Genomic DNA, 22752 nt, shown 5'->3' on the forward strand with positions numbered 1-22752 from the left:
ATCGCTATACCTCAAGCAGGCTGTCAGGCAGTGCCTTACCACACAGAATCATCGACAGGGTTTCCAGTTCGTCCCAGACTGGCTGCCCATAATTCTGTTTCAGGGTGATCTCCAGTCGGCTCAGCAGGGTAATCGCCTGTTGTAATTGGGTCAACGACAGACGCTGTAACGCCTGTGTCAGCAGTGGCCGACGGTTTTGCCAGACTTTATGCTGGTCAAGCAGCGTACGCAGCGGCGTGCCTGTCATGCGTCGTTTTAACTGTAGCAGCAACAACAACTCCCGTTGCACCGTGCGCAACAGGATGACCGGTTCACAATCTTCCAGCCGTAGTTGCTGAAGAATGTGCCATGCCCGTTTGCTTTTGCCGCCGAGCAAGGCATCCAGCCAATGGAATGGCGTAAAGTGAGCGGCATCGTTGACGGCCTGTTCCACCCGAGGCAGCGTCAACTTGCCATCGGGGTACAGCAGCGAGAGCCGTTCCAGCGCCTGTACCAACGCCAGCATATTTCCTTCATAGCAATAGCAAATCAGTTGGCTAGCGGCATCATCCAGTTCCAGCTTCATATTTCTGGCTCGCTGTGCCACCCAGCGAGGAAGCTGTTCCTGTTCGGGCGTCATACAGGGAACATATACCCCCTGCTGGGATAACGCTTTGAACCAGGCGCTGTTTTCCTGTGCTTTAGTCAGTTTGTTTCCTCTGACCATTAACAGAATATCCGGATGCAGTAGCGTGGTGAGTTTAACCAGTTGTTCACTGGCAGGGGCTCCGGGACCCGTATCCGGCAAAATCAGCAACAGGGTCTGACGGGGTGCGAACAGGCTGAGTGCCTGACAGGTGGAAAAGATGGCATCCCAGTCGGTGTTGTTATCGATCGTGAAACTAAAATGTTCCAGAAAATCCTGCTGGCGGGCGACAGCACGAATATGGTCCTGACTTTCCTGCAGCAATAACGGTTCATTACCAAACAACAGATAACAGCCGCGCAGCCCCTCATGGAGCTGCGCGGTCAGTTGTTCGGGGTAGAGACGAATCATGGGTGAGCCGGAGTGACAGCGTTAGTCGCTGCTTTCTGAGCGCTTTTCGTGTTCTGGTTACCCTTGATGGTCAGCAGCTTACGTACCAGTTGCTGAGCGGCCTGTTGACGCATTTCCTGAACGATAATGTCCTGCTCAGCGTCTTTAGCCAGCGCGGCCAGCGGGTTGTCAAAGAAAGAGCGGAAAACCGTTACGCTGAGAGGATAAATATCATCCCCTGGGATCAGCACCTGGGCCTTCAGCACCATAACAAACTGATATTCCGCTGTTTTCCCGTCCTGGAAAATGGAAACCGTGTTGTGTGACAAGGTTTCCCCCATATAACGCAGCGATGGAATATCTTTGCGTTTGCTATCTTCCGTTACCTGAATATCGTTAAGGCGCAGCTGTTCACGAATAGCCCGGGTCGTTGGGCCATAGGGGTCGCCGCTGTCTAGTATCAGATTATGCAATTGCGTCGGTATTTGGGTGGTGCCGCGCAAATGAAAGCCGCAGCCGGCGGTCATTAAGACCACCAGCCCCAGCACCAGCGTTAAAAACGGGTGTCGCACAGTACCTCCTTGCCTTAACCCACAACCAGGTTAAGCAGTTTGCCCGGAACGAAAATCACCTTGCGGACAGTCACGCCATCCAGATATTTTGCCACCAGCGGCTCCTGCGCTGCACGATCACGCACCTGCTGTTCAGTGGCATCGGCCGCCACGGTAATCTTACCGCGAACTTTACCGTTAACCTGTACCACCACCAGGCGAGAATCTTCGACCATCGCCTGTTCATCGGCGACCGGCCACGGTGCCTGATCGATATCACCTTCGCCTTTCAGTTCGTTCCACAGTACGAAGCAGACGTGCGGGGTAAAAGGATAGAGCATCCGTACAACCGCCAGCAGCGTTTCTTGCGTCAGTGCGCGATCTTGCTCAGACTCTTGCGGTGCTTTAGCCAGCTTGTTCATCAGCTCCATAATGGCAGCGATAGCTGTATTGAAGGTCTGACGGCGACCGATATCGTCGGTCACTTTGGCGATGGTTTTGTGCAGGTCACGGCGCAGCGCTTTCTGATCGTCGGTCAGGGCTGCCGTATCCAGCGGTGCGCTAGCGCCTTTGCCGGTATGATCGTAAACCTGCTTCCAGACGCGTTTCAGGAAGCGGTTGGCCCCTTCAACGCCAGATTCCTGCCATTCCAGCGTCATTTCCGCCGGTGATGCAAACATCATGAACAGACGGACGGTGTCGGCACCATAGCGTTCCACCATCACCTGCGGGTCGATACCGTTGTTTTTCGATTTCGACATTTTGCTCATGCCAGCATACACCAGTTCACGGCCTTCGCTGTCAAATGCCTTGGTGATGCGGCCTTTGTCATCGCGCTCCAGTGTCACGTCGACCGGTGAAACCCAGATACGTTCACCGTTGTTGCCAAGATGATAGAACGCGTCGGCCAGCACCATTCCCTGACACAGCAGACGTTTGGCTGGCTCATTCGAATTCACCAGACCGGCGTCACGCATCAGTTTGTGGAAGAAACGGAAATACATCAGGTGCATGATGGCGTGTTCGATACCGCCAACATATTGGTCGACCGGTAACCAGTAGTTCGCCGCTGCCGGGTCGAGCATACCCTGGTCGTACTGCGGGCAGGTATAACGTGCGTAATACCAGGAGGATTCCATAAAAGTATCAAACGTGTCGGTTTCACGCAGCGCAGGCTGACCGTTAACCGTCGTTTTCGCCCATTCGGGGTCGGCTTTAATCGGGCTGGTGATCCCGTCCATGACCACGTCTTCCGGCAGAATGACCGGCAACTGGTCTTCTGGCGTTGGGATGACCGTGCCATCTTCCAGCGTCACCATCGGGATAGGTGCACCCCAGTAGCGCTGGCGGGATACGCCCCAGTCACGCAGACGATAGTTCACTTTGCGCTGACCGACGCCTTGCGATACCAGTTTATCGGCGATGGCGTTGAACGCGGCGTCAAAATCTAATCCGTTGAACTCGCCAGAGTTAAACAGGCAGCCTTTTTCGGTTTGCGCCTGAGTGGACAGATCCGGCTCACTGCCGTCTGCCATCAGAATAACGGGTTTCACCGGCAGGTTATATTTGTGGGCGAATTCCCAGTCGCGCTGGTCGTGACCCGGTACCGCCATCACGGCTCCGGTACCGTACTCCATCAGCACGAAGTTGGCGGCCCACACCGGTACTTTCTCACCGGTCAGCGGGTGGATAGCGAACAGGCCGGTGGCGACGCCTTTTTTCTCCATCGTCGCCATGTCGGCTTCCGCCACTTTGGTGTTGCGGCATTCGGCGATGAAGTCTTGCAGTACCGGGTTGCTTTCCGCCGCTTTCAACGCCAGAGGATGACCGGCAGCCACTGCAACGTAAGTCACGCCCATGAAGGTATCCGGGCGGGTAGTGTAAACGGTCAGCGTATCGTCGGCGTCGGCGATACGGAAGGTAATTTCCACCCCTTCGGAGCGACCAATCCAGTTACGCTGCATGGTTTTGACCTGCTCCGGCCAGCTTTCCAGCGTATCGAGGTCGTTGAGCAATTCGTCAGCATACGCCGTGATTTTGATGAACCACTGCGGAATTTCCTTGCGTTCCACTTTGGTATCACAGCGCCAGCAGCAACCGTCGATGACCTGCTCGTTGGCCAGTACCGTCTGGTCGTTCGGGCACCAGTTCACCGCTGAGGTTTTTTTGTAGACCAGGCCTTTTTCATACAGCTTGGTGAAAAACCACTGTTCCCAGCGATAGTAGTCCGGTTTACAGGTGGCGATTTCGCGATCCCAATCGTAACCAAAACCCAGCAATTTCAGCTGGTTTTTCATGTATTCGATATTGTCGTAGGTCCAGGGGGCTGGCGCCGTATTGTTCTTCACCGCCGCGCCTTCCGCCGGCAAGCCGAACGCATCCCAACCGATAGGCTGCAGTACGTTTTTACCCAGCATGCGCTGGTAACGGGAGATCACGTCACCGATGGTGTAGTTGCGGACATGACCCATGTGAAGACGGCCGGAAGGATAAGGCAGCATGGAAAGGCAATAGTATTTTTCCTTGCCGGGTTCTTCGGTCACTTTGAAAGTCTGTTTTTCTTGCCAGTGAAGTTGGACGTGCGCTTCGATATCTTCCGGGCGGTATTGCTCTTGCATGGCTGCCAGTGGTCCTTAGTGAAATTGCTAACGCGGTAGCATGTTCTGTTTCATTTCAAAAGATCCGCATAGCATAGCTGATAAGCAACAGGCTCAACAACCGCTTGAGGCGCTCTGTCGTTGATTTATGCGGTGTTAGCGGTGAAGAACGCGGCGAGGCGAGGGGGAAAACTGCGGATTGGGAAGCGGCTCCCGGTAGTGTTGTAAAAATCATCTACACTAGGCTTTGCAGGCCCGTCGATAAGCGCTTTTACGCTAAGGAGTCACGATGAGCAAAGTGGTGCAGTATTACCGGGAACTGATGTCTGCCGTTACCGAGTGGCTAAGCCGAGGTGAGAGAGACATAGATAAACTGATGTCGGATGCACGACGTCAGTTGCAGGAAACCAACGAACTGACGCAAAAGGAGATTGAGCAGGTAATACTGGCGCTCCAGCGTGATCTGGAAGCGTTCTCTCTCAGCTATGAGGAGAGCCAGAATGCCTTTTCCGACAGTGTCTTCATGCGTGTTGTCCGCGAAAGTTTGTGGCAGAACCTGGCGGATATCACTGACAAGACACAGCTGGAATGGCGTGAAGTGTTCAAAGATGTCAGCCACCATGGCGTGTATCATAGTGGCGAAGTGGTGGGATTGGGTAATCTGGTATGCGAACAGTGCCATCACCATATTGCCTTTTATACGCCAGAGGTGTTGCCACTGTGCCCGAAATGTGGACACGACCAGTTCCATCGCCAGCCCTTTTCTCCCTGATCCCTTTTTCCGCTAAGTCCGTTATTTCTGAACAACCATAGGTAAAAACAAGGGTGCCGGAGCACCCTTGTTATCGAGGTTAAATGTTATAGCGGTCAAATGTTACTGATATCAGAAGTCGATGGTCAGTGAGACGCTGCGTCTTAATGCAGGATCTTGGCCAAAAAGTCTTTGGCGCGATCAGAGCGTGGATTACCGAAGAAATCCTCTTTGCGCGTGTCTTCGATTATCTTGCCTTCATCCATGAAGATAACGCGATGCGCCACTTTGCGGGCGAAGCCCATCTCATGGGTGACGACCATCATGGTCATGCCTTCCTGCGCCAGTTCAACCATCACGTCCAGCACCTCGTTGATCATTTCCGGGTCGAGCGCTGAGGTTGGCTCGTCAAACAGCATCGCAACCGGGTCCATGCACAGCGCGCGCGCGATCGCCACACGCTGTTGCTGACCACCGGATAACTGCCCGGGGAATTTATTGGCGTGGGAAGACAAACCAACGCGAGCCAGCAGTTTCAATCCCTTCTCACGGGCGGCTTCTTTATCACGCTTGAGTACCTTGACCTGCGCTAACGTCAGGTTGTCAACAATAGACAAGTGTGGGAACAGTTCGAAATGCTGGAACACCATGCCCACTTTGGAGCGCAGTTGCGCCAGGTTAGTTCGTTTATCGTTGACGACGATGCCGTTAACTTCGATCTGACCTTGCTGAATGGGCTCAAGGCCGTTAACGGTTTTGATTAAGGTCGATTTCCCGGAGCCGGAAGGTCCGCAAACCACCACCACTTCACCTTTTTTCACTTCGGTGGAGCAGTCGGTCAGCACCTGAAATTGACCATACCATTTAGAAACATTTTTCAGGAAAATCATCAAACCGTCCTTCTCTTCAAATAATTGACCAGCATCGACGCCGAGAGGCTGATAACAAAATAGACAAACCCGGCGAACAGAATCATTTCTACCTGAGTGCCATCACGTTCGCCAATGGTGGATGCGGTACGGAAAAAGTCCGCCAGACTGAGCACATACACCAGCGAGGTATCCTGAAACAGCACGATACCTTGAGTCAGCAATAAGGGTACCATAGCCCGGAACGCCTGAGGCAGAATCACCAGTTGCATGGATTGCCAGTGGGTCATCCCCAACGCCAGCGCCGCTGAAGCCTGTCCACGGGAAATGCTCTGGATACCGGCGCGGATAATCTCGGAATAATAGGCAGCCTCGAACAACGAAAAGGCTACCATAGCCGATACCAGCCGAATATCGGTTTTCGGGGAAAGGCCAAGCACATTTTGTAATAAGCTCGGTACAATCAGGTAGAACCACAGCAGCACCATCACCAGTGGCACTGAACGGAACAGGTTGACGTACAGTTTGGCAAACCAACTGATGGGCTTAACCGGCGACAGTCGCATCACCGCCAGCACGGTTCCCCAGACTATCCCTACCACCACAGCTGTCAGGGTGATCTCCAGCGTCACTCCCATGCCTTTAATCAGATAAGGCAGGCTGGGGGGAATGGAACTCCAGTCAAAGTTATACATTTATTTGCTCCCCAGGTTGCCCGGCAAACGGGTTTTACGCTCTACAATTTGCATCAGCAGCATGATGATGGCGTTGATGCCGACATAAGCCAGTGTAATCGCACTAAACGATTCGTAGGCGTGGGCAGAGTAATCCAACAGTTTGCCTGCCTGCGCGGCCATATCCATCAGACCGATAGTGGAGGCGATGGCGGAGTTTTTCACCAGGTTGAGCATTTCCGAGGTCAATGGCGGCACAATGACCCGGTAGGCGTTGGGCAACAGAACATAACGGTAAGTTTGCGCAAGTGTCAGGCCAATGGCTAAACCGGCGGCCTTTTGGCCTCGCGGTAATGACTGAATGCCTGCCCGCACCTGTTCGCACACACGAGCGGCGGTGAACATGCCCAGACAAAACATAGAAGACAGGAAAAATTGAATATTGGGGTCCAGCTCCGCTTTAAACCACATCCCTAATTTGGTCGGTAAAAGCTCCGGCACCACCAGATACCAGCTAAAAAACTGCACAATCAGCGGCACGTTACGAAACATCTCTACATAACAGGTGCCGATACCTGACAGCAGACGATGGGGGACGGTACGAAGAATACCCAGCAGTGAGCCCAGCAGAAAAGCGATGACCCAGGCACATAGCGACAGTGAGACGGTGACCTGCAGACCGGAAATAATCCACCCCAGATAGGTTGTATTTCCGAAAGGGGCCGGTTGCAGGAAGATACCCCAGTTCCAATCTATTGACATAACGAACTCCGGTAAAAAAGGGGTAGCGTTCGCTACCCCGAAGATTGGTGAGTGGCTCATGGATTCACAGAATGGGGAACGGCCACTCTGCACCTGTCTGTCTTGCCACGAATCAGCAATCGGAAGGCAGATTACTGCCCTTTATTGTCATTATTAATTCGGTTACAACGCCTTATCGTTGGGTGCCTTGAACAAGGCTTTCATGTCGTCTGACAGCGCAAAGTTCATATTCAGGTTTTTCGGCGGAATCGGTTGTTTGAACCAGGTATCAAACCATTTTTCGGCTTCGCCGGAGGTCTGCACCTGACTGATTGTCGCATCAACCAGTTGTTTGAACTGCGGGTCGTCTTTACGCAGCATACAGCCATACGCCTCGCGGGATTGCGGGGTGCCGGTGATAACCCATTCATCCGGTGCTTTGGCTTTGGCGCGCTCACCTGCCAGCAAGGCATCATCCATCATGAAGGCCACAGCGCGGCCGCTTTCCAGCGTACGGAACGAGTCGCCATGGTCTTTGGCGCTTATGATGCGCATATTCAGTTTTTTCTCTTCGTTCATCTTGTTCAGCAACACTTCTGAGGTGGTGCCGGAGGTGACGACGACGGCTTTACCTGCCAGATCGCTAAAATCTTTGACGTCGGAGTCTTTTTTGGTCAGCAGACGTGTACCAATGATGAAAATGGTGTCGGAGAAAGCGACCTGCTGCTGGCGTTCCAGGTTATTGGTCGTCGAGCCGCATTCCAGGTCATAAGTGCCATTTTGCAGCAGCGGAATACGGTTTTGTGAGGTAATAGGAATTAATTTTACCTGCAGGTTTGGTGCATCGAGCTTTTTCCTGACGGCTTCAACAATCTTGTCGGAGTAGGCCTGAGAGTAACCTACTACTTTCTGCTGGTTGTCGTAGTAGGAAAATGGCACTGACGATTCACGGTGGCCGATGGTGATAACACCATTGTCTTTGATTTTTTTCAGCGTGCCCGTCAGCTCTTCTGCATGAGCCAGACTTCCGGTTGCCGAGATCAACAGTAATGACAGTGCCAGTTTGCGCAATTGCATGTTCTAACTCCTTTGCTGTTGTGATCGATGCCTATCATGGGTGATGTGACCTTTGGATTCAGGCCATGTCACGTTGTGCACCGCTAAAGAGCGAATAAAACGCTGTCATGTTTAAAAATAGCGGATTGTAAACATAATGAAACGAGAATGTTTGTTTTTTGCGAGGCGTCCCGCACCAGATTGCTGCAATAAAAAACTTATGGCACTGATTTGGTGCAGTTCATGCCCTAATGTTGTGCTGGTTCAGGGATGAAGATGGCCGCAAGCGTGCATGCAAGACGTTTCATCTGAATAGGTAGCAAGTTATATGCCAGAAATGAAACAAGACATGTCTAAGCATGTCTTGTTCGGGTTCGGGGGAGTGGGTGAGTTAGCGTAAGCGCCGACGGTATACCAGCGCTGTCAGGCCCAACGCGGCTTCCAGTATCCACAGGGGCCATGAGCCAAACCGGGCGTAAGGCGTGATGCCTGTTGTGGGAGTGACACGGGTTTCCAGCACATCACGGGTAAACTGAGGCAGGCTGGCGCTAATGCTGCCATCAGGCGCGATAGCGGCGGTTACCCCATTGTTGGTGGCGCGTAGCAGTGGGCGTCCCAGTTCCAGTGCGCGCATCCGCGCCATTTGGAAATGTTGCCAGGGACCAATCGAATTGCCAAACCAGGCATCGTTAGAAACTGTCAGCAGCATGTCGGTGTCAGGACGGAAGTTGTCGCGTACCTGTTGCCCCAGGATCACCTCATAGCAAATGGTGGCGGTGAGGCGATAACCGTTGACGACCAGTTGCGGTTGGCGATAGTCGCCGCGGCTGAACGCCGACATCGGTAAATCAAAAAACGGCGCCAGCGGGCGCAGCAAGGCTTCCAGCGGCACAAATTCCCCAAACGGCACCAGGTGATGCTTACTGTAGCGATTTGTGGTGGGGTAGTGATACGGTTGCTGGTCACCCAACACAATAATGCTGTTATAAAAATCGGTACGATTGTTTTCCCGGCGGGCATCGACGATGCCGGTGATCAGGCTGCTGTGGTGCTCGCGCAGGATAGTGTCCAGTTGCGTCAGGTACTGCTGCTGGCGGATTTCGACGTCAGGAATGGCAGATTCAGGCCAAATCACCAGTGGTGCCTTATCCATCACCTTCAGGGTGCTGTCGAAATAAATTTTTAGCGTATTGAACAGCTCGTTCGGATCCCACTTCAGCTCTTGTGGAATGTTGCCCTGCACCATGGCGACGTTAACGGCGCGTTCCGGTTGCAGTTTGTACCATTCGAGCGAGCGCAGCGGCCATGGCAACACCAATAACGCTGCCGCAACCAAGGCTGGCTGCCAGCGGCGCTGTACTAATCCCAACACCAGCAACCCACTTATCACCATCAGCAGGAAGGTGAGGGTATCCACCCCGGCTATTGGCGCAAGGCCTTTCAGCGGACCATCAAGCTGACTATAGCCAAATTGTAGCCACGGAAAGCCGGTTAATACCCAGCCACGTAGCAGTTCAGTGAGCTGCCAGAGAACCGGTGCGGCCAGCGCCAGTCGCCAGACGGTAGTTTGCGGCCACAGGCGTGAGAGTAGTCCGGCGAACAGCATCGGATAGAGTGACAGGTAGAGCGCCAGTAGCGTCACCAGGCCGACATTGACCGGCCCCGGCATGCCGCCAAAGTCGGCGATGCTGTAGTAGACCCAATGGATACCGGTGCCAAACAGGCCAAATCCCCAGCAAAAGCCGATGGCGGTAGCCTGACGAGCCCGACGGTTTAGCGTCAGGCCCAATAAACCCATCAGGGAGATAATAGCGGCAGGCCAGACATCGTAAGGAGAAAACGCCAGCGTGCCACAGGCACCGAATAAAAGCGCCAGCAGGAGGCGAACCTGCTGGCGTTGTAATAATGAGGAGACTGCCATGAATAAATTAGTCTTCCAGTTGCGGTTGCGGGGCGTCGTCAGGGATCCTGACATGAACCTGAATAATACGGCGGCTATCTGCCATGGCAACTTTGAACAGGTAACCGTCTATGTCGATGGTTTCCCCGCGTGCCGGCAGGTGGCCGAAATACTGCATCACCAGACCGCCAATGGTATCGACTTCCTCGTCGCTAAAGCGGGTTTCGAAGATCTTATTGAAATCCTCGATAGGGGTAAGCGCACGTACCGTATAAGTCTGGCGGTTGAGCTGACGGATGTCGCGATCTTCCTCGTCATCGTATTCGTCTTCGATTTCACCAACAATAAGCTCCAGAATATCTTCAATCGTCACCAGCCCAGAAACGCCGCCAAATTCATCAATGACGATAGCCATGTGGTAGCGCAGGGAGCGGAATTCATTGAGCATGCGGTCTACCCGCTTGCTTTCCGGTACCACAACGGCAGGACGCAGCACTTTATCCATGCTAAATGGCTCAGAGTTGCTACGCATAAACGGCAGCAGGTCCTTGGCCATCAGGATGCCTTCAATGTGGTCTTTGTCTTCGCTGATAACCGGGAAACGGGAGTGCGCCGATTCGATGATCACGTCCAGACACTCTTCCAGCGTCTGGTTATGTTTGAGTGTAATCATCTGAGAACGCGGAATCATAATATCGCGCACCCGTTGATCGGCGATGTCCATCACGCCTTCCAGCATGTCGCGGATTTCCGGGTCGATCTGTTCCGAATCGCGGATCAACGCCAGCAAATCGTCGTGATCTTTGGACTCACCATGAAAAATTTGATTGAGAAAAAAAGAGAAGAATCCCTTTTTGGGACTGGGGGTATCGCTGTTGGTAGAATGGTCGTCGCTCATGGCGTCAGTAAATATCACTCTTGTTAAGAAATGATGACCAGCAGTGCATACAATAAACAGGCGATATCACCGCTGGCGTCTGGTCCTTAAAATATCGAATTTAAGGCGTATCCGTAAAATTTTCTTTTTCTGCCAGATACGGGTCGGCATAACCCATACTCTGCATGATTTCCGTTTCCAGTGCTTCCATTTCTTCGGCTTCACTGTCTTCGATGTGATCATAACCTAACAGATGCAGACTGCCATGGACAACCATGTGCGCCCAATGTTCCTCTTCACTTTTCCCTTGTTCGACCGCTTCCTGCTCGACCACTTGTCGGCAGATGATAAGGTCACCCAGCAGCGGCAGTTCCACTTCTGGTGGTGCCTCGAAGGGGAAGGAGAGAACGTTGGTCGGCTTGTCCTTACCGCGATAGGTCAGGTTCAGGTGATGGCTTTCTTCTTCATCCACCACCCTGATGGTGACCTCAGCCTCGTCCTGAAACTGCGGTAACACCGCTTCCAGCCAGCGCTGGAAGTCGGCTTCAGACGGTAGCCCGTGGCTATTCTCACTGGCTATCTGCAAATCAAGAATGACCTGGCTCATTTTTGCTCCTGCGTGCTGCTGGCCTGCGCTTCACGTTTACGCTGTTCTGCCAGTTCTTCCCGGCGTTTCTGGTCGGCGCTTTCCCAGGCTTCATACGCGTTGACGATGCGGGCTACCACCGGATGGCGTACCACGTCTTCGCTGTGGAAAAAGTTGAAACTGATCTCTTCCACGTCTGACAGCACCTCAATGGCGTGACGCAAACCGGATTTTTGGTTACGTGGCAGGTCTATCTGGGTGACGTCGCCAGTAATAACGGCTTTCGAGTTAAAGCCGATACGGGTCAGAAACATCTTCATCTGCTCGATAGTGGTGTTCTGACTTTCATCCAGAATGATGAAGGCATCGTTCAGGGTACGCCCACGCATATAAGCCAGTGGCGCGACTTCAATGACGTTGCGTTCAATGAGCTTTTCCACGCGCTCGAAGCCCAGCATTTCAAACAGCGCATCGTAGAGCGGACGCAGGTAAGGGTCCACTTTCTGGCTCAAATCACCTGGCAGGAAGCCGAGTTTTTCACCGGCTTCCACCGCCGGGCGGGTCAGCAGGATACGGCGGATATCCTGTCGTTCCAGTGCGTCCACCGCAGCAGCCACCGCCAGATAGGTTTTCCCCGTACCGGCCGGGCCGATACCGAAAGTAATGTCATGATCGAGAATATGGGCGATGTACTGCGCCTGATTGGGCGTACGGGGTTTGATGACGCCGCGTTTAGTGCGGATGTTCACCGCTTTGCCGTATTCCGGTACGCTGTCGGCGGTCTGTTCCAGTACCCGGGACTCTTTGATAGCCAGATGAATCTGTTCTGGATCGATGTCTGGAATCACGCCACGCACCGGTGCGGTATCCACATACAAATGGCGCAGGATATCGGCAGCGGCGTCGATGCAGAGGTCTTTTCCTACCAGCTTGAAATGATTGTCGCGATGATTGATCTCTATGCCGAGGCGGCGCTCCAGCTGTTTGATGTTGTCGTCAAACGGGCCGCACAGACTAAGCAGACGTTTATTATCCGCAGGTTCGAGGGCAATTTCTTTTATCGTTACGTTCAAACTATTCCTCTTGGGTTTAAGCAGAATGAGCAATGACGTTGTGCCACGGGCTGAGGTATCTGCCCGGATGTGGCGCAGAGATTACCTTGATTATTTATCGTGAAGCCCGCAAGGCGCAAGTCAGATTCGGCATAAAGGCTGCCAGGGCGATGCATTCGCCCAGTCAGTGAGTCGGAACTAAAGAAAAAGCGGGCCGTTTGACGGCCCGCCTGAATAACGTGCATGAGCCATTACGGCTGATAGATACCGACGCCGAGTTCGTCTTCTTTACGAGTACGCGCGATAACCGAGGTCGGTGATTCACTGACGCGTAGATTCATTTGGTCTTCGGTACGAACGACTACGCCACGCAGCGAGTTCGGATAAACATCAACGATTTCCACGTCGACGAATTTGCCGATCATATCTGGCGTGCCTTCAAAGTTCACCACACGGTTATTTTCAGTGCGCCCGGACAGTTCCATCACGCTTTTGCGCGACGTCCCTTCCACCAGAATGCGCTGCACCGTGCCCATCATCCGGCGGCTGTACTGCATGGCTTGTTGATTGATGCGTTCTTGCAGAATGTACAAACGCTGTTTTTTCTCTTCTTCGGTCACATCGTCCACCATATCGGCGGCCGGAGTACCAGGGCGGGGCGAATAAATAAAGCTAAAGCTCATGTCGAAATCGACATCAGCAATCAACTGCATGGTTTGTTCGAAATCTTCCTGGGTTTCGCCCGGGAAGCCGACGATAAAATCGGAACTGATCTGGATAGCTGGGCGCGCTTTACGCAGTTTGCGGATAATAGCCTTGTATTCCAGCGCAGTGTGGCGACGTTTCATCATCGTCAGAATGCGGTCTGAACCGCTCTGAACCGGCAGATGCAGGAAGCTCACCAGTTCCGGCGTATCTTCGTAAACGCTGATAATGTCGTCGGTGAACTCAATCGGGTGGCTGGTGATAAAGCGGATACGGTCGATACCGTCGATCGCCGCTACTAAACGCAGCAACTCTGCGAAACTGCAAATATCATCATCGTGCGTGGCGCCGCGATACGCATTCACGTTCTGGCCCAGCAGATTCACTTCACGCACGCCTTGCGCCGCCAGTTGGGCGATTTCAAACAGCACATCATCGACCGGGCGGCTGACTTCTTCACCACGGGTATAAGGCACCACGCAGAACGTACAGTACTTGTTGCAGCCTTCCATGATGGAAACGAATGCGGTTGGCCCGTCGGCACGCGGTTCCGGCAGGCGGTCAAATTTCTCTACTTCCGGGAAACTGATATCCACGATAGGGCTACGGGTGCCCTGAACGTGATTGATCATTTCAGGCAAACGATGCAGTGTCTGTGGCCCGAAAATCACATCCACATAGTGCGCGCGGTCACGAATGTGTTCGCCTTCCTGGGACGCCACACAGCCGCCCACACCGATAATCAGATTCGGGTTGACGTCTTTGAGCGTTTTCCAGCGGCCGAGCTGATGAAACACTTTTTCCTGCGCCTTCTCTCGGATCGAACAGGTATTCAGCAGCAGAATGTCAGCTTCTTCAGCGACGTCGGTCAGCTGGTAACCGTGCGTACTTTCCAGTAGGTCGGCTATCTTCGATGAATCGTATTCGTTCATCTGACAGCCCCAGGTTTTGATATGCAGTTTCTTTGTCATCGTCATCGACTAGCCATTACTCAGTGCGGGTAAACACGCTGTCCTTCGAGGGGCGCGTACATGCGGGCGCGTATTGTAATCTTTTGCCGCCGTTGTGACCAGATCAAGCGTGAGACGGCGTTTGGCGACGGTGGGTGTCGCTTTTGTGAAAAACTCACCGTGAAATCCAGTAAACTATCGACATCTTTTGTCTTTCTGGCGCAGGTGCTTTGACTGAACTGCGCAGCAGAAACAGTGGGGCGGGTATGCACTATGATGCGGTAATTGTAGGCGGTGGCATGGTCGGTGCCGCCGCTGCGTTGGGCCTGGCACAACGAGGTTTTCAGGTGGCGGTACTGGAGCAGGAGGCACCACCACCGTTTGTCGTGGGCAGTGCGCCGGATGTGCGCGTCTCGGCAATCGGTCAGGCATCGGTCCGATTGCTTGAGCGTCTGGGCGTATGGCAGAACGTTGAGCAGATGCGTAGCGCGCCATACCGACGGCTTGAAACCTGGGAATGGGACAACGCGCATGTGGGGTTTGATGCGGCAGACCTTGGGTTATCTGAGCTGGGGTTCATGGTGGAAAACCGGGTGTTGCAACTGGCGCTATGGCAGGAACTGGAGAAGACTTCAGGCGTAACGTTGTTGTGCCCGTGGCAACTACAACGTTTGCACCGTGAGGACGACCAATGGTGGCTTACCAGCGAGCAGGGCGAGAGCCTGTCCGCATCGCTGGTGATTGGTGCGGATGGCGCTAATTCGCGCATTCGACAGTGGGCGGGTATTGGTATTACCGGCTGGCAATATCGCCAGTCCTGCATGCTGATCAGCGCTGAAATGGCAGGCCCACAGCAGGATGCGACCTGGCAGCGATTTACACCGTCCGGGCCACGTGCGTTTCTGCCGCTGTTTGACGGTTGGTGCTCGCTGGTGTGGTACGACAGCCCGCAGCGTATTCGCCAGTTACAGGCGATGTCGCTTCCTCAACTCAATAAGGCTATTGCCGAAGCGTTTCCTGAGCGACTGGGGGCGGTCAATGCCGTTGCCGTCGGCGCGTTCCCGCTGGTGCGCCGCCATGCTCAGCAGTATGTGTTGCCGGGGTTAGCCCTGATTGGCGATGCTGCCCATACCATCAACCCGCTGGCCGGGCAGGGGGTGAATTTGGGGTATCGCGATGTTTCCACACTGATGGATGTGGTGATTCAGGCTCGCGATGACGGCGAGGTCTGGTACGGCGAGCCGGTGTTGCAGCGTTATCAACGGCGGCGTAAACCCGACAATCTGTTGATGCAAAGCGGCATGGATCTGTTTTACGGCGCGTTCAGTAACCGTCTGCCACCGCTTGAGCTGGCGCGTAATCTGGCGCTGATGGCGGCGCAACGTGCCGGGAAACTGAAACAGCAGGCGTTGCGGTATGCATTAGGGCTATAGCTAGCGGCGGTATAGGCGTATCCGGGGATTCTCTTTTCGCCGTCATATCGCTTTCATATCGCTTTCATGCCGCACCATTACAGTGATGCGGTATTGACGATGTGTCGGCAATAATGTGCTGGTCTGTATCATGTGTTATTCCGCAGTATCGCGGTTTTTGTGGTGAAAGCCTCATCTTTGGGTAGCAAAACTGATGACTTACGTATTTCTTTGTCTGGCAATTGTCTCGGAAGTGATAGCAACGACGGCACTCAAACTGTCGGAGAGTTTTACCCGGCTAGTGCCGAGCGCGGTGACGGTAGTGTTTTACGCGATTGCGTTTTACTGCCTGACCATTTCGATGCGGGTGTTGCCGACCGGTGTGATTTACGCCATTTGGTCCGGTGTCGGCATTGTATTGATCGCTGCAGTAAGCTGGGTTTTTTACGGCCAACGGCTGGATTGGCCTGCGGTGTTGGGAATGGCGTTAATTATTGCCGGGGTTGCGGTCATTAACCTGTTTTCCAATACCGTCGCGCATTGATAACCAAGCCGGTGCCAACAACAGGTTGGTGCCAGGTTTGTAACCGCAATGGAGTTCGTATGCGGCACGGCGAGCAGGATAAGGTACAAGGGATGGCGGATAAAAAAGAAAAAGCCCGATAAACGGGCTTTTCTGTATGGCTGGGGTACGAGGATTCGAACCTCGGAATGGCGGAATCAGAATCCGCTGCCTTACCGCTTGGCGATACCCCAATTTAATGTGGTGGCTACGACGGGAATCGAACCTGTGACCCCAGCATTATGAGTGCTGTGCTCTAACCAGCTGAGCTACGTAGCCAAATACTGCACTGTCAAAAGCCAGAGGCTTCGTGACTGAAAATGGCTGGGGTACGAGGATTCGAACCTCGGGATGGCGGAATCAGAATCCGCTGCCTTACCGCTTGGCGATACCCCAACAGGGTGCACATCGTAAGATGTGTCTCACTAACTATCTGGCTGGGGTACCAGGATTCGAACCTGGGAGTGGCGGGATCAAAACCCGCTGCCTTACCGCTTGGCGATACCCCAAAAAATTGTTGCAACCCGAGCTGACGCTTTCGGTTTTCACACCGATGAAGATAATGGTGCGGGAGGCGAGACTTGAACTCGCACACCTTGCGGCGCCAGAACCTAAATCTGGTGCGTCTACCAATTTCGCCACTCCCGCAGGGAAAAAATGGTGGCTACGACGGGAATCGAACCTGTGACCCCAGCATTATGAGTGCTGTGCTCTAACCAGCTGAGCTACGTAGCCATCTTTTCCGCGTCACCTTCATCGGCGTTGCGGGGCGCATTATGCTGAGTTGGCCTTTTGGCGTCAACACATTTTTTCCCTAAAAACGGCGTATTCGAATTGTTTGTTTGGCTTATGAACAGTCTGGTGAGAAAAGCGTCAGAAAGCAGACTTTTAACGGCATTCCATAAGAAAAACGGGCCGCGATTGGCCCGTTTAAAACAGTAAAATAAAGCGGGTTATTGGTAGGCGGATTGGTGCACGCCGACGGCACGGCCTGACGGGTCATCCATCTTTTTGAAGGATTCATCCCATTCAATGGCTTTAGCTGACGAACAGGCTACTGACGGGCCGCCTGGGACGCATTCAGCCGCACTTGGAACCGGGAACAGTTCTTCAAAAATTTCGCGGTACAGGTAGCCTTCTTTGCTGGTCGGCGTGTTGTACGGGAAACGGAAGTGTGCGGTTTCCAGTTGTTGGTCGGTAACCTGTTTAGCGGCCACTTCTTTGAGCGTATCGATCCAGCTGTAGCCGACACCGTCGGAGAACTGCTCTTTCTGGCGCCAGGCCACGCTGTGCGGCAGATAGGATTCGAAACATTCACGCAGAATGTGTTTTTCCATTTTGCCGTTACCGCACATTTTGTCTTTCGGGTTGATACGCATGGCGACGTCCAGGAATTTCTTATCCAGGAACGGCACGCGTGCTTCAACACCCCAGGCCGACATCGCTTTATTCGCGCGGGCGCAGTCATACTGATGCAGAGCCAGCAATTTACGCACAGTTTCTTCATGGAGTTCTTTCGCGTTCGGCGCTTTGTGGAAGTAGAGATAGCCGCCGAAGACTTCGTCCGAACCTTCACCGGACAGCACCATCTTGATGCCCATTGCTTTGATTTTACGTGACATCAGGTACATCGGCGTTGAGGCGCGGATGGTCGTGACATCATAGGTTTCGATGTGATAAATCACGTCGCGGATAGCGTCCAGACCTTCTTGTACCGTGAAATGGATTTCGTGGTGCACAGTGCCGAGGTGTTCGGCAACATCACGTGCCGCTTTCAGGTCAGGCGCGCCTTCCAGTCCAACAGCGAATGAGTGAAGCTGCGGCCACCAGGCTTCGCTGCGCTCGTCATCTTCCACGCGGCGAGCCGCGAATTTCTTGGTGATGGCGGAAATGACGGACGAATCCAGACCACCGGACAGCAATACGCCATAGGGTACATCGGACATCAGGTGGCTTTTCACTGACTCTTCCAGTGCTTCACGCAGTTCGTCGGCGTCGGTGACATTATCTTTTACGTTGTCGTATTCGAACCAGTCACGGCGATAGTATTCACGAATTTCGCCGTCCTGACTCCACAGGTAGCTACCTGCCGGGAATTCCTTGATAGTGCGGCACACTGGCACCAGCGCTTTCATTTCAGAGGCGACATAAAAGTTGCCGTGCTCGTCGTAACCCATGTACAGCGGGATGATGCCCAGGTGGTCGCGGCCGATCAGGTAAGCGTCTTTTTCGCTGTCATATAGCGCGAAGGCGAACATACCGCGCAGTTCGTCCAGGAATTCCGGCCCTTTTTCCTGGTACAACGCCAGAATCACTTCACAGTCGGAACCGGTCTGGAACTGATAACGGTCGCCATATTGCTGACGCAGAGCCTGATGGTTATAAATTTCACCGTTCACGGCCAGAACGTGGGTGTGCGCCTGGTTGTAGAGGGGCTGTGCACCGGTATTGACGTCGACAATAGACAGGCGCTCATGCGCCAGAATGGCTTTGTCGCTGGCATAAACACCGGACCAGTCCGGACCGCGATGGCGCATCAGACGGGACAACTCCAGCGCTTTTTTACGCAGTTCAACCGGGTCAGTTTTCAGATCAAGCACACCAAAAATAGAACACATACCAAAGGCTCCCTTTATTCACGCATCACAACGTGAAAACTGTCAAAGTGTATGGCGGTAAGCAGCGGTTTTCCTTGCCGTATGGTATTGCTGTGGGTCGGTCGCCGCCGTGTCGGTAACACTGATTTAGCATCAAAAGGGGATGCTAATTCAATATCATTTAATGAAAAAAGCCATTGTGATGGTGAATGTGTAATTTTTTGCGTGATTTATTGTGGTTTATTCACGATACCTGAAGAGAGAGGCCGGATTTTTAGCGATCTCATAATCCGGCCTTATAGCAAAAACCAAAACCTACTGATTTTCAAGCAGACGTTGCAGCAAGACACCATTAAGCATGGCACGTTTTACCAGCGCAAAAGCGCCGATGGCAGATAAATGCTGTAATTCGGAAACGACGACGGGCAGATTTTGCCGGAAGTCTTTTAGCACCTGCGTATTGATGCAACGCTCAATGGCAGGTAACAGAATTTTGTCTGCGGCGGTAATTTCACCGGCGATAACGACCCGTTGTGGATTGAACAGGTTAACGGCAATCGCGATGGCCTTGCCCAACTGCTGTCCGGCAGCTTCGATCAGTTCTTTGGCCAGGCGATCGCCTTTGACTGCCGCTTTACAGATGGCGGCAATCTGGCAGTCATCAAGCGTCAGCTTGCTGGGGAAGCCTTGTTGCAGTAGATGCCGTACCCGCTGTTCCAGCGCACCGTTGGATACTACCGTTTCAAGGCAACCAAAGTTACCGCAGTGGCAGCGGTCACCCAAGGGATCGATCTGGATGTGACCTATCTCCCCCACATTGCTGTTACTGCCAAGGAAGATTTTGCCGTTGACGAGAATACCGGCGCCTACGCCGCGATGGACCCTTACCAGCAGCGAATCCTGACAGTCGCGGGTGGCGCCAAAATAGTGTTCAGCCAATGCCAGGCTGCGGATATCGTGACCAACAAAACTGTGTACGTTGAAACGCTGTTCAAGGTTGTCAACCAGCGGCCAGTTATCCACGCTGATATGCGGCATATAACGCACTACACCGGCAATCGGGTCGACCAACCCCGGTAACACCACTGAAATCGCGATTAATTCGCGGATTCGGCGCTGATGGCGGGTGATGAACTGATCGATAACGGTGAATAAGGCGTTTTCCAGCGCTTCCTGCGTGTTTTCCGGCAGGTTGCAGTGCTCTTCTTCCAGCCGTTTGCCCTGTAAATCGTATAAGGCGAGGGTGGCATCGTGGCGGCCGAGTCGCACCGCCACGGTATGAAACGGTCGAGTTTCGGAAATGATGGAAATAGCGCGACGACCACCGGTTGATGCCTGCTGATCCACTTCCTTGATAAGACCGCGCTCCAGCAACTGGCGGGTAATTTTGGTGACGCTGGCGGGAGCAAGCTGGCTCTGTTCTGAAATCTGAATTCGGGAGATAGGGCCTTGCTGGTCAATCAGGCGGTACACGACCGCACTGTTGAGTTGTTTAACCAGATCGATATTCCCTATCTGGGTTTGTCCGCCTGTGGTCATGACGCGTTACTCGTGTCGATGCAATACGCTTACGATTTGCGAAAGACTTCTTCACCATTCACAAACGTACTGAGGATGTCAAAATCGCGGGTAAACGCCGTCAGGTTTGCCACTTTTCCTGTTTCAATGCTTCCCAGTCGGCTTGCTTCGCCGATGGCTCTTGCCGGATAGAGCGTCGCCATTCTCAGCGCCTCATCCAGAGCGATACCCGCGTGTTCTACGCAATTGCGCACGGCGTCGATCATAGTGAGAGCCGAACCGCTCAGGGTGCCGTTCTCATCCACACAGATGCCGTCGCGGTAGTATATGGTTTTACCGGCAAATGTGAACTGGTCGATAGTGGAACCCGCGGGTGCCGTCGCGTCGGTGACCAGCACCAGTTTGTCGCCCTTGATGCGTTTACTGTTGCGGATAGTCGCCCAACTGACATGATGGCCGTCGGCAATAATGCCGCAATAGACCTCCGGGGCGTCGTAGACGGCGCCGACCAGACCGGGTTCCCGGCCGGTAATGGGGGGCATGGCGTTAAACAGGTGGGTAGCAAAGCGGATACCGGCGGCAAAACCCTGTTTAGCTTGTTCCCAGGTGGCATGAGAGTGCCCGGCGGATACGACGATGCCCGCATCGCTCAATTGCCTTATCACGTTGCCTGGCACCATTTCGGGAGCCAGCGTGATCTTGCTAATGACATCGGCATTGTCACACAGATAAGCCACCAGCTCATCGTCCGGCTGGCGGATAAAACTGGCGTCGTGGGTGCCTTTTTTTATCGGGTTAAGCCACGGGCCTTCCAGATGCAACCCCAGCGCCTGATGGCGGTGCTGAGCAAGCCAGGCACGCATTACGCCGATGCTGTGGTGCATGAATTCATCAGAAGAGGTGATAAGCGTCGGTAAGAAACTGGTGCAGCCGGATTTTTCGTTGGCCTTCTGCATGGTTTCCAGCGTTTGGACACAAAGGCTGCTTAGTGCGTCATTGAACTGAACGCCGCCGCAACCATTCAATTGCAGGTCGATAAAGCCAGGGGCCAGTAGCGCACCAGCAAGATCACGCCGGGGCAGGGTGTCAGGCAGTTCATGTGCCGGGCATACCGCCTCGATCAGTCCATCGGTGACGACGACGGCATAACCGTCAAGGATCTGGTGGCCGGTAAAAACACGACCATTGATTAAAGCGAACATCTCTAAGCTCCTGGCTCACCGATTACAGATTTTTGATATTTTCAGCTTCCAGCTCGCGGAAATATTTCACGGTCTTCACTTTTAATTCCATGGTGGAAGGCTCATCGCACACCATCAGCGCTTTAGCGTGCAATTGCAGGCAACTGATGGTCCACATGTGATTCACGTTACCTTCTACCGCCGCCTGAAGCGCCTGCGCCTTATGACGGCCGCTAACCAGAATCATCACTTCTTCTGCATCCAACAGCGTACCCACGCCGACTGTCAGGGCATATTTAGGCACCTGGCTGACGTCGCCGTCGAAGAAACGGGAATTGGCGATACGGGTCTCTTCCGTCAGCGTTTTGATACGGGTACGGGATACCAGAGAAGACGCCGGTTCGTTAAAAGCGATATGACCATCGTTGCCGACGCCGCCCATGAACAGATGAATCTTGCCGTAAGACTTGATTTTTTCTTCATAACGCTGACACTCAGCCGCGATATCTTCCGCGTTGCCATTCAACAGGTTAATGTTTCCTTCCGGAATATCAACGTGATTGAAAAAATTCTGGTACATAAAGGTGCGGTAGCTTTCCGGGTGGTCCGCCGGTAGTCCGACGTATTCATCCATGTTGAAAGTAACAACATGCTTAAAGCTGACCTGGCCTGCTTTGTAAAGCGCAATCAGCGCTTTGTAAGCTTCCAGCGGCGAGCTGCCGGTTGGCAGACCGAGCACGAACGGGCGTTCTGCCGTCGGGTTGAAAGCATTGATGCGCTCGACAATATAGCGGGCGGCCCATTTGCCAACCTCGGCGGGGGTCGTTAGTGGAATCAGTCTCATGGTGCTCTCCTCTGGCAATCGGTTAGCTATCATCGGGTAGTCGCAGCCAGATAGATTGGCTGCCAGGTAATATGCCGATGCGATGTGTCGGTGTTTATCTGGGGGGTAGTGTAGCGTGTTTTTTTTAGTCTTGAAATAAGTTGTGTTAATGCAGCGCCATAAACTTTTAATATGTGCGTTTGTGGTGACTATTATCACATAATCATGGTTATTAATTTGCGTGGCGAATTATTTTTTTGGCACTCTGGTCAGGCCCACATGGCTGGCGGGTGATTTGGTAACAAGGCTGACAGACAATTTTATTGCCCGTAAGG

At 53.3% G+C, this 22752-nt stretch carries 19 protein-coding genes and 6 tRNA genes; 3 read left to right on the forward strand and 22 right to left on the reverse strand.

Annotation, left to right across the window (positions count from 1 at the left end; all coding sequences use genetic code 11):
* Positions 1 to 4: 4 nt before the first annotated feature.
* From holA to leuS, 3 genes are read right to left on the reverse strand one after another with little or no spacing between them, the layout of a single operon-like run.
* Complete coding sequence (gene holA, locus DD586_RS05700; protein ID WP_012883863.1) at positions 5 to 1036, reverse strand: DNA polymerase III subunit delta; 1032 nt, start codon at positions 1034 to 1036, stop codon at positions 5 to 7.
* Positions 1033 to 1587 carry an LPS assembly lipoprotein LptE gene (lptE, locus tag DD586_RS05705; RefSeq protein WP_012883864.1) on the reverse strand — a complete coding sequence of 185 codons (555 nt, stop codon included), beginning with the start codon at positions 1585 to 1587 and terminating at the stop codon, positions 1033 to 1035. The genes holA and lptE overlap by 4 nt, the downstream gene beginning before the upstream one ends.
* A 14-nt stretch (positions 1588 to 1601) precedes the next feature.
* Positions 1602 to 4184 carry a leucine--tRNA ligase gene (leuS, locus tag DD586_RS05710; protein WP_012883865.1) on the reverse strand — a complete coding sequence of 861 codons (2583 nt, stop codon included), beginning with the start codon at positions 4182 to 4184 and terminating at the stop codon, positions 1602 to 1604.
* 268 nt (positions 4185 to 4452) lie between these two features.
* Between leuS and DD586_RS05715 the strand changes: the two genes are divergently transcribed.
* On the forward strand, positions 4453 to 4935 hold the full coding sequence (locus DD586_RS05715) for a zinc ribbon-containing protein (RefSeq protein WP_012883866.1): 483 nt from the start codon (positions 4453 to 4455) through the stop codon (positions 4933 to 4935).
* Positions 4936 to 5078: 143 nt separating this feature from the next.
* On the opposite strand, the gene DD586_RS05720 is transcribed toward DD586_RS05715, so the two are convergent.
* The 9 genes from DD586_RS05720 to miaB form a co-directional block, all read right to left on the reverse strand.
* Complete coding sequence (locus DD586_RS05720) at positions 5079 to 5804, reverse strand: amino acid ABC transporter ATP-binding protein (protein ID WP_012883867.1); 726 nt, start codon at positions 5802 to 5804, stop codon at positions 5079 to 5081.
* Positions 5804 to 6478: a glutamate/aspartate ABC transporter permease GltK gene (gltK, locus tag DD586_RS05725; RefSeq protein ID WP_012883868.1), complete on the reverse strand. Its 675-nt coding sequence runs from the start codon at positions 6476 to 6478 to the stop codon at positions 5804 to 5806. The genes DD586_RS05720 and gltK overlap by 1 nt, the downstream gene beginning before the upstream one ends.
* Complete coding sequence (locus tag DD586_RS05730; protein WP_012883869.1) at positions 6479 to 7219, reverse strand: amino acid ABC transporter permease; 741 nt, start codon at positions 7217 to 7219, stop codon at positions 6479 to 6481.
* Positions 7220 to 7381: 162 nt separating this feature from the next.
* Positions 7382 to 8275 carry a glutamate/aspartate ABC transporter substrate-binding protein gene (locus DD586_RS05735; RefSeq protein WP_012883870.1) on the reverse strand — a complete coding sequence of 298 codons (894 nt, stop codon included), beginning with the start codon at positions 8273 to 8275 and terminating at the stop codon, positions 7382 to 7384.
* 370 nt (positions 8276 to 8645) lie between these two features.
* Positions 8646 to 10175, reverse strand: a complete 1530-nt coding sequence (gene lnt / locus DD586_RS05740) for an apolipoprotein N-acyltransferase (RefSeq protein WP_012883871.1) — start codon at positions 10173 to 10175, stop codon at positions 8646 to 8648.
* Positions 10176 to 10182: 7 nt separating this feature from the next.
* Positions 10183 to 11052 carry a CNNM family magnesium/cobalt transport protein CorC gene (gene corC, locus DD586_RS05745; RefSeq protein ID WP_012883872.1) on the reverse strand — a complete coding sequence of 290 codons (870 nt, stop codon included), beginning with the start codon at positions 11050 to 11052 and terminating at the stop codon, positions 10183 to 10185.
* A 100-nt stretch (positions 11053 to 11152) separates the two neighbouring features.
* A complete protein-coding gene (ybeY, locus tag DD586_RS05750) occupies positions 11153 to 11638 on the reverse strand; it encodes an rRNA maturation RNase YbeY (RefSeq protein WP_012883873.1) in 486 nt (161 codons plus the stop codon).
* A complete protein-coding gene (locus tag DD586_RS05755) occupies positions 11635 to 12690 on the reverse strand; it encodes a PhoH family protein (protein ID WP_012883874.1) in 1056 nt (351 codons plus the stop codon). Before DD586_RS05755 ends, ybeY begins: the two co-directional genes overlap by 4 nt.
* 230 nt (positions 12691 to 12920) lie before the next feature.
* On the reverse strand, positions 12921 to 14345 hold the full coding sequence (miaB, locus tag DD586_RS05760) for a tRNA (N6-isopentenyl adenosine(37)-C2)-methylthiotransferase MiaB (RefSeq protein ID WP_095522549.1): 1425 nt from the start codon (positions 14343 to 14345) through the stop codon (positions 12921 to 12923).
* A gap of 245 nt (positions 14346 to 14590) precedes the next feature.
* Between miaB and ubiF the strand changes: the two genes are divergently transcribed.
* Both ubiF and DD586_RS05770 read left to right on the forward strand, forming a co-directional pair.
* Complete coding sequence (gene ubiF, locus DD586_RS05765) at positions 14591 to 15757, forward strand: 3-demethoxyubiquinol 3-hydroxylase (RefSeq protein ID WP_012883876.1); 1167 nt, start codon at positions 14591 to 14593, stop codon at positions 15755 to 15757.
* 193 nt (positions 15758 to 15950) lie between these two features.
* Positions 15951 to 16280, forward strand: coding sequence for a DMT family transporter (locus DD586_RS05770; protein WP_012883877.1), 330 nt, complete (start codon positions 15951 to 15953; stop codon positions 16278 to 16280).
* Positions 16281 to 16417: 137 nt separating this feature from the next.
* On the opposite strand, the gene DD586_RS05775 is transcribed toward DD586_RS05770, so the two are convergent.
* From DD586_RS05775 to nagB, 10 genes are all read right to left on the reverse strand, one after another.
* Positions 16418 to 16492: transfer RNA gene (locus DD586_RS05775), tRNA-Gln, on the reverse strand.
* Positions 16493 to 16500: 8 nt separating this feature from the next.
* Positions 16501 to 16577, reverse strand: a tRNA-Met gene (locus DD586_RS05780).
* Positions 16578 to 16619: 42 nt separating this feature from the next.
* Positions 16620 to 16694: transfer RNA gene (locus DD586_RS05785), tRNA-Gln, on the reverse strand.
* 38 nt (positions 16695 to 16732) lie between these two features.
* A tRNA-Gln gene (locus DD586_RS05790) sits at positions 16733 to 16807 on the reverse strand.
* Between the two features lie 54 nt (positions 16808 to 16861).
* A tRNA-Leu gene (locus DD586_RS05795) sits at positions 16862 to 16946 on the reverse strand.
* Between the two features lie 10 nt (positions 16947 to 16956).
* A tRNA-Met gene (locus DD586_RS05800) sits at positions 16957 to 17033 on the reverse strand.
* 218 nt (positions 17034 to 17251) lie between these two features.
* Positions 17252 to 18916, reverse strand: a complete 1665-nt coding sequence (gene asnB / locus DD586_RS05805; RefSeq protein ID WP_012883878.1) for an asparagine synthase B — start codon at positions 18914 to 18916, stop codon at positions 17252 to 17254.
* 294 nt (positions 18917 to 19210) lie between these two features.
* Positions 19211 to 20434 (reverse strand): DNA-binding transcriptional regulator NagC, encoded by a 1224-nt coding sequence (gene nagC / locus DD586_RS05810; protein WP_012883879.1) that lies wholly within the window; start codon positions 20432 to 20434, stop codon positions 19211 to 19213.
* Between the two features lie 29 nt (positions 20435 to 20463).
* Positions 20464 to 21615, reverse strand: coding sequence for an N-acetylglucosamine-6-phosphate deacetylase (gene nagA, locus DD586_RS05815; RefSeq protein WP_012883880.1), 1152 nt, complete (start codon positions 21613 to 21615; stop codon positions 20464 to 20466).
* Between the two features lie 22 nt (positions 21616 to 21637).
* Positions 21638 to 22438 carry a glucosamine-6-phosphate deaminase gene (gene nagB, locus DD586_RS05820; protein WP_012883881.1) on the reverse strand — a complete coding sequence of 267 codons (801 nt, stop codon included), beginning with the start codon at positions 22436 to 22438 and terminating at the stop codon, positions 21638 to 21640.
* Positions 22439 to 22752: the final 314 nt, after the last annotated feature.

It is taken from the genome of Dickeya parazeae Ech586, from assembly GCF_000025065.1.
GTDB lineage: Bacteria > Pseudomonadota > Gammaproteobacteria > Enterobacterales > Enterobacteriaceae > Dickeya > Dickeya zeae.

Bases quoted from the DNA above. Each gene is read 5' to 3' on its own strand.
- miaB (WP_095522549.1), bottom strand. From the start codon at position 14,345: ATGACAAAGAAACTGCATATCAAAACCTGGGGCTGTCAGATGAACGAA.
- DD586_RS05720 (WP_012883867.1), bottom strand. From the start codon at position 5,804: ATGATTTTCCTGAAAAATGTTTCTAAATGGTATGGTCAATTTCAGGTG.
- leuS (WP_012883865.1), bottom strand. From the start codon at position 4,184: ATGCAAGAGCAATACCGCCCGGAAGATATCGAAGCGCACGTCCAACTT.
- nagB (WP_012883881.1), bottom strand. From the start codon at position 22,438: ATGAGACTGATTCCACTAACGACCCCCGCCGAGGTTGGCAAATGGGCC.
- lnt (WP_012883871.1), bottom strand. From the start codon at position 10,175: ATGGCAGTCTCCTCATTATTACAACGCCAGCAGGTTCGCCTCCTGCTG.
- nagC (WP_012883879.1), bottom strand. From the start codon at position 20,434: ATGACCACAGGCGGACAAACCCAGATAGGGAATATCGATCTGGTTAAA.
- asnB (WP_012883878.1), bottom strand. From the start codon at position 18,916: ATGTGTTCTATTTTTGGTGTGCTTGATCTGAAAACTGACCCGGTTGAA.
- gltK (WP_012883868.1), bottom strand. From the start codon at position 6,478: ATGTATAACTTTGACTGGAGTTCCATTCCCCCCAGCCTGCCTTATCTG.
- ybeY (WP_012883873.1), bottom strand. From the start codon at position 11,638: ATGAGCCAGGTCATTCTTGATTTGCAGATAGCCAGTGAGAATAGCCAC.
- DD586_RS05730 (WP_012883869.1), bottom strand. From the start codon at position 7,219: ATGTCAATAGATTGGAACTGGGGTATCTTCCTGCAACCGGCCCCTTTC.
- corC (WP_012883872.1), bottom strand. From the start codon at position 11,052: ATGAGCGACGACCATTCTACCAACAGCGATACCCCCAGTCCCAAAAAG.
- DD586_RS05715 (WP_012883866.1), top strand. From the start codon at position 4,453: ATGAGCAAAGTGGTGCAGTATTACCGGGAACTGATGTCTGCCGTTACC.
- DD586_RS05770 (WP_012883877.1), top strand. From the start codon at position 15,951: ATGACTTACGTATTTCTTTGTCTGGCAATTGTCTCGGAAGTGATAGCA.
- ubiF (WP_012883876.1), top strand. From the start codon at position 14,591: ATGCACTATGATGCGGTAATTGTAGGCGGTGGCATGGTCGGTGCCGCC.
- DD586_RS05735 (WP_012883870.1), bottom strand. From the start codon at position 8,275: ATGCAATTGCGCAAACTGGCACTGTCATTACTGTTGATCTCGGCAACC.
- nagA (WP_012883880.1), bottom strand. From the start codon at position 21,615: ATGTTCGCTTTAATCAATGGTCGTGTTTTTACCGGCCACCAGATCCTT.
- holA (WP_012883863.1), bottom strand. From the start codon at position 1,036: ATGATTCGTCTCTACCCCGAACAACTGACCGCGCAGCTCCATGAGGGG.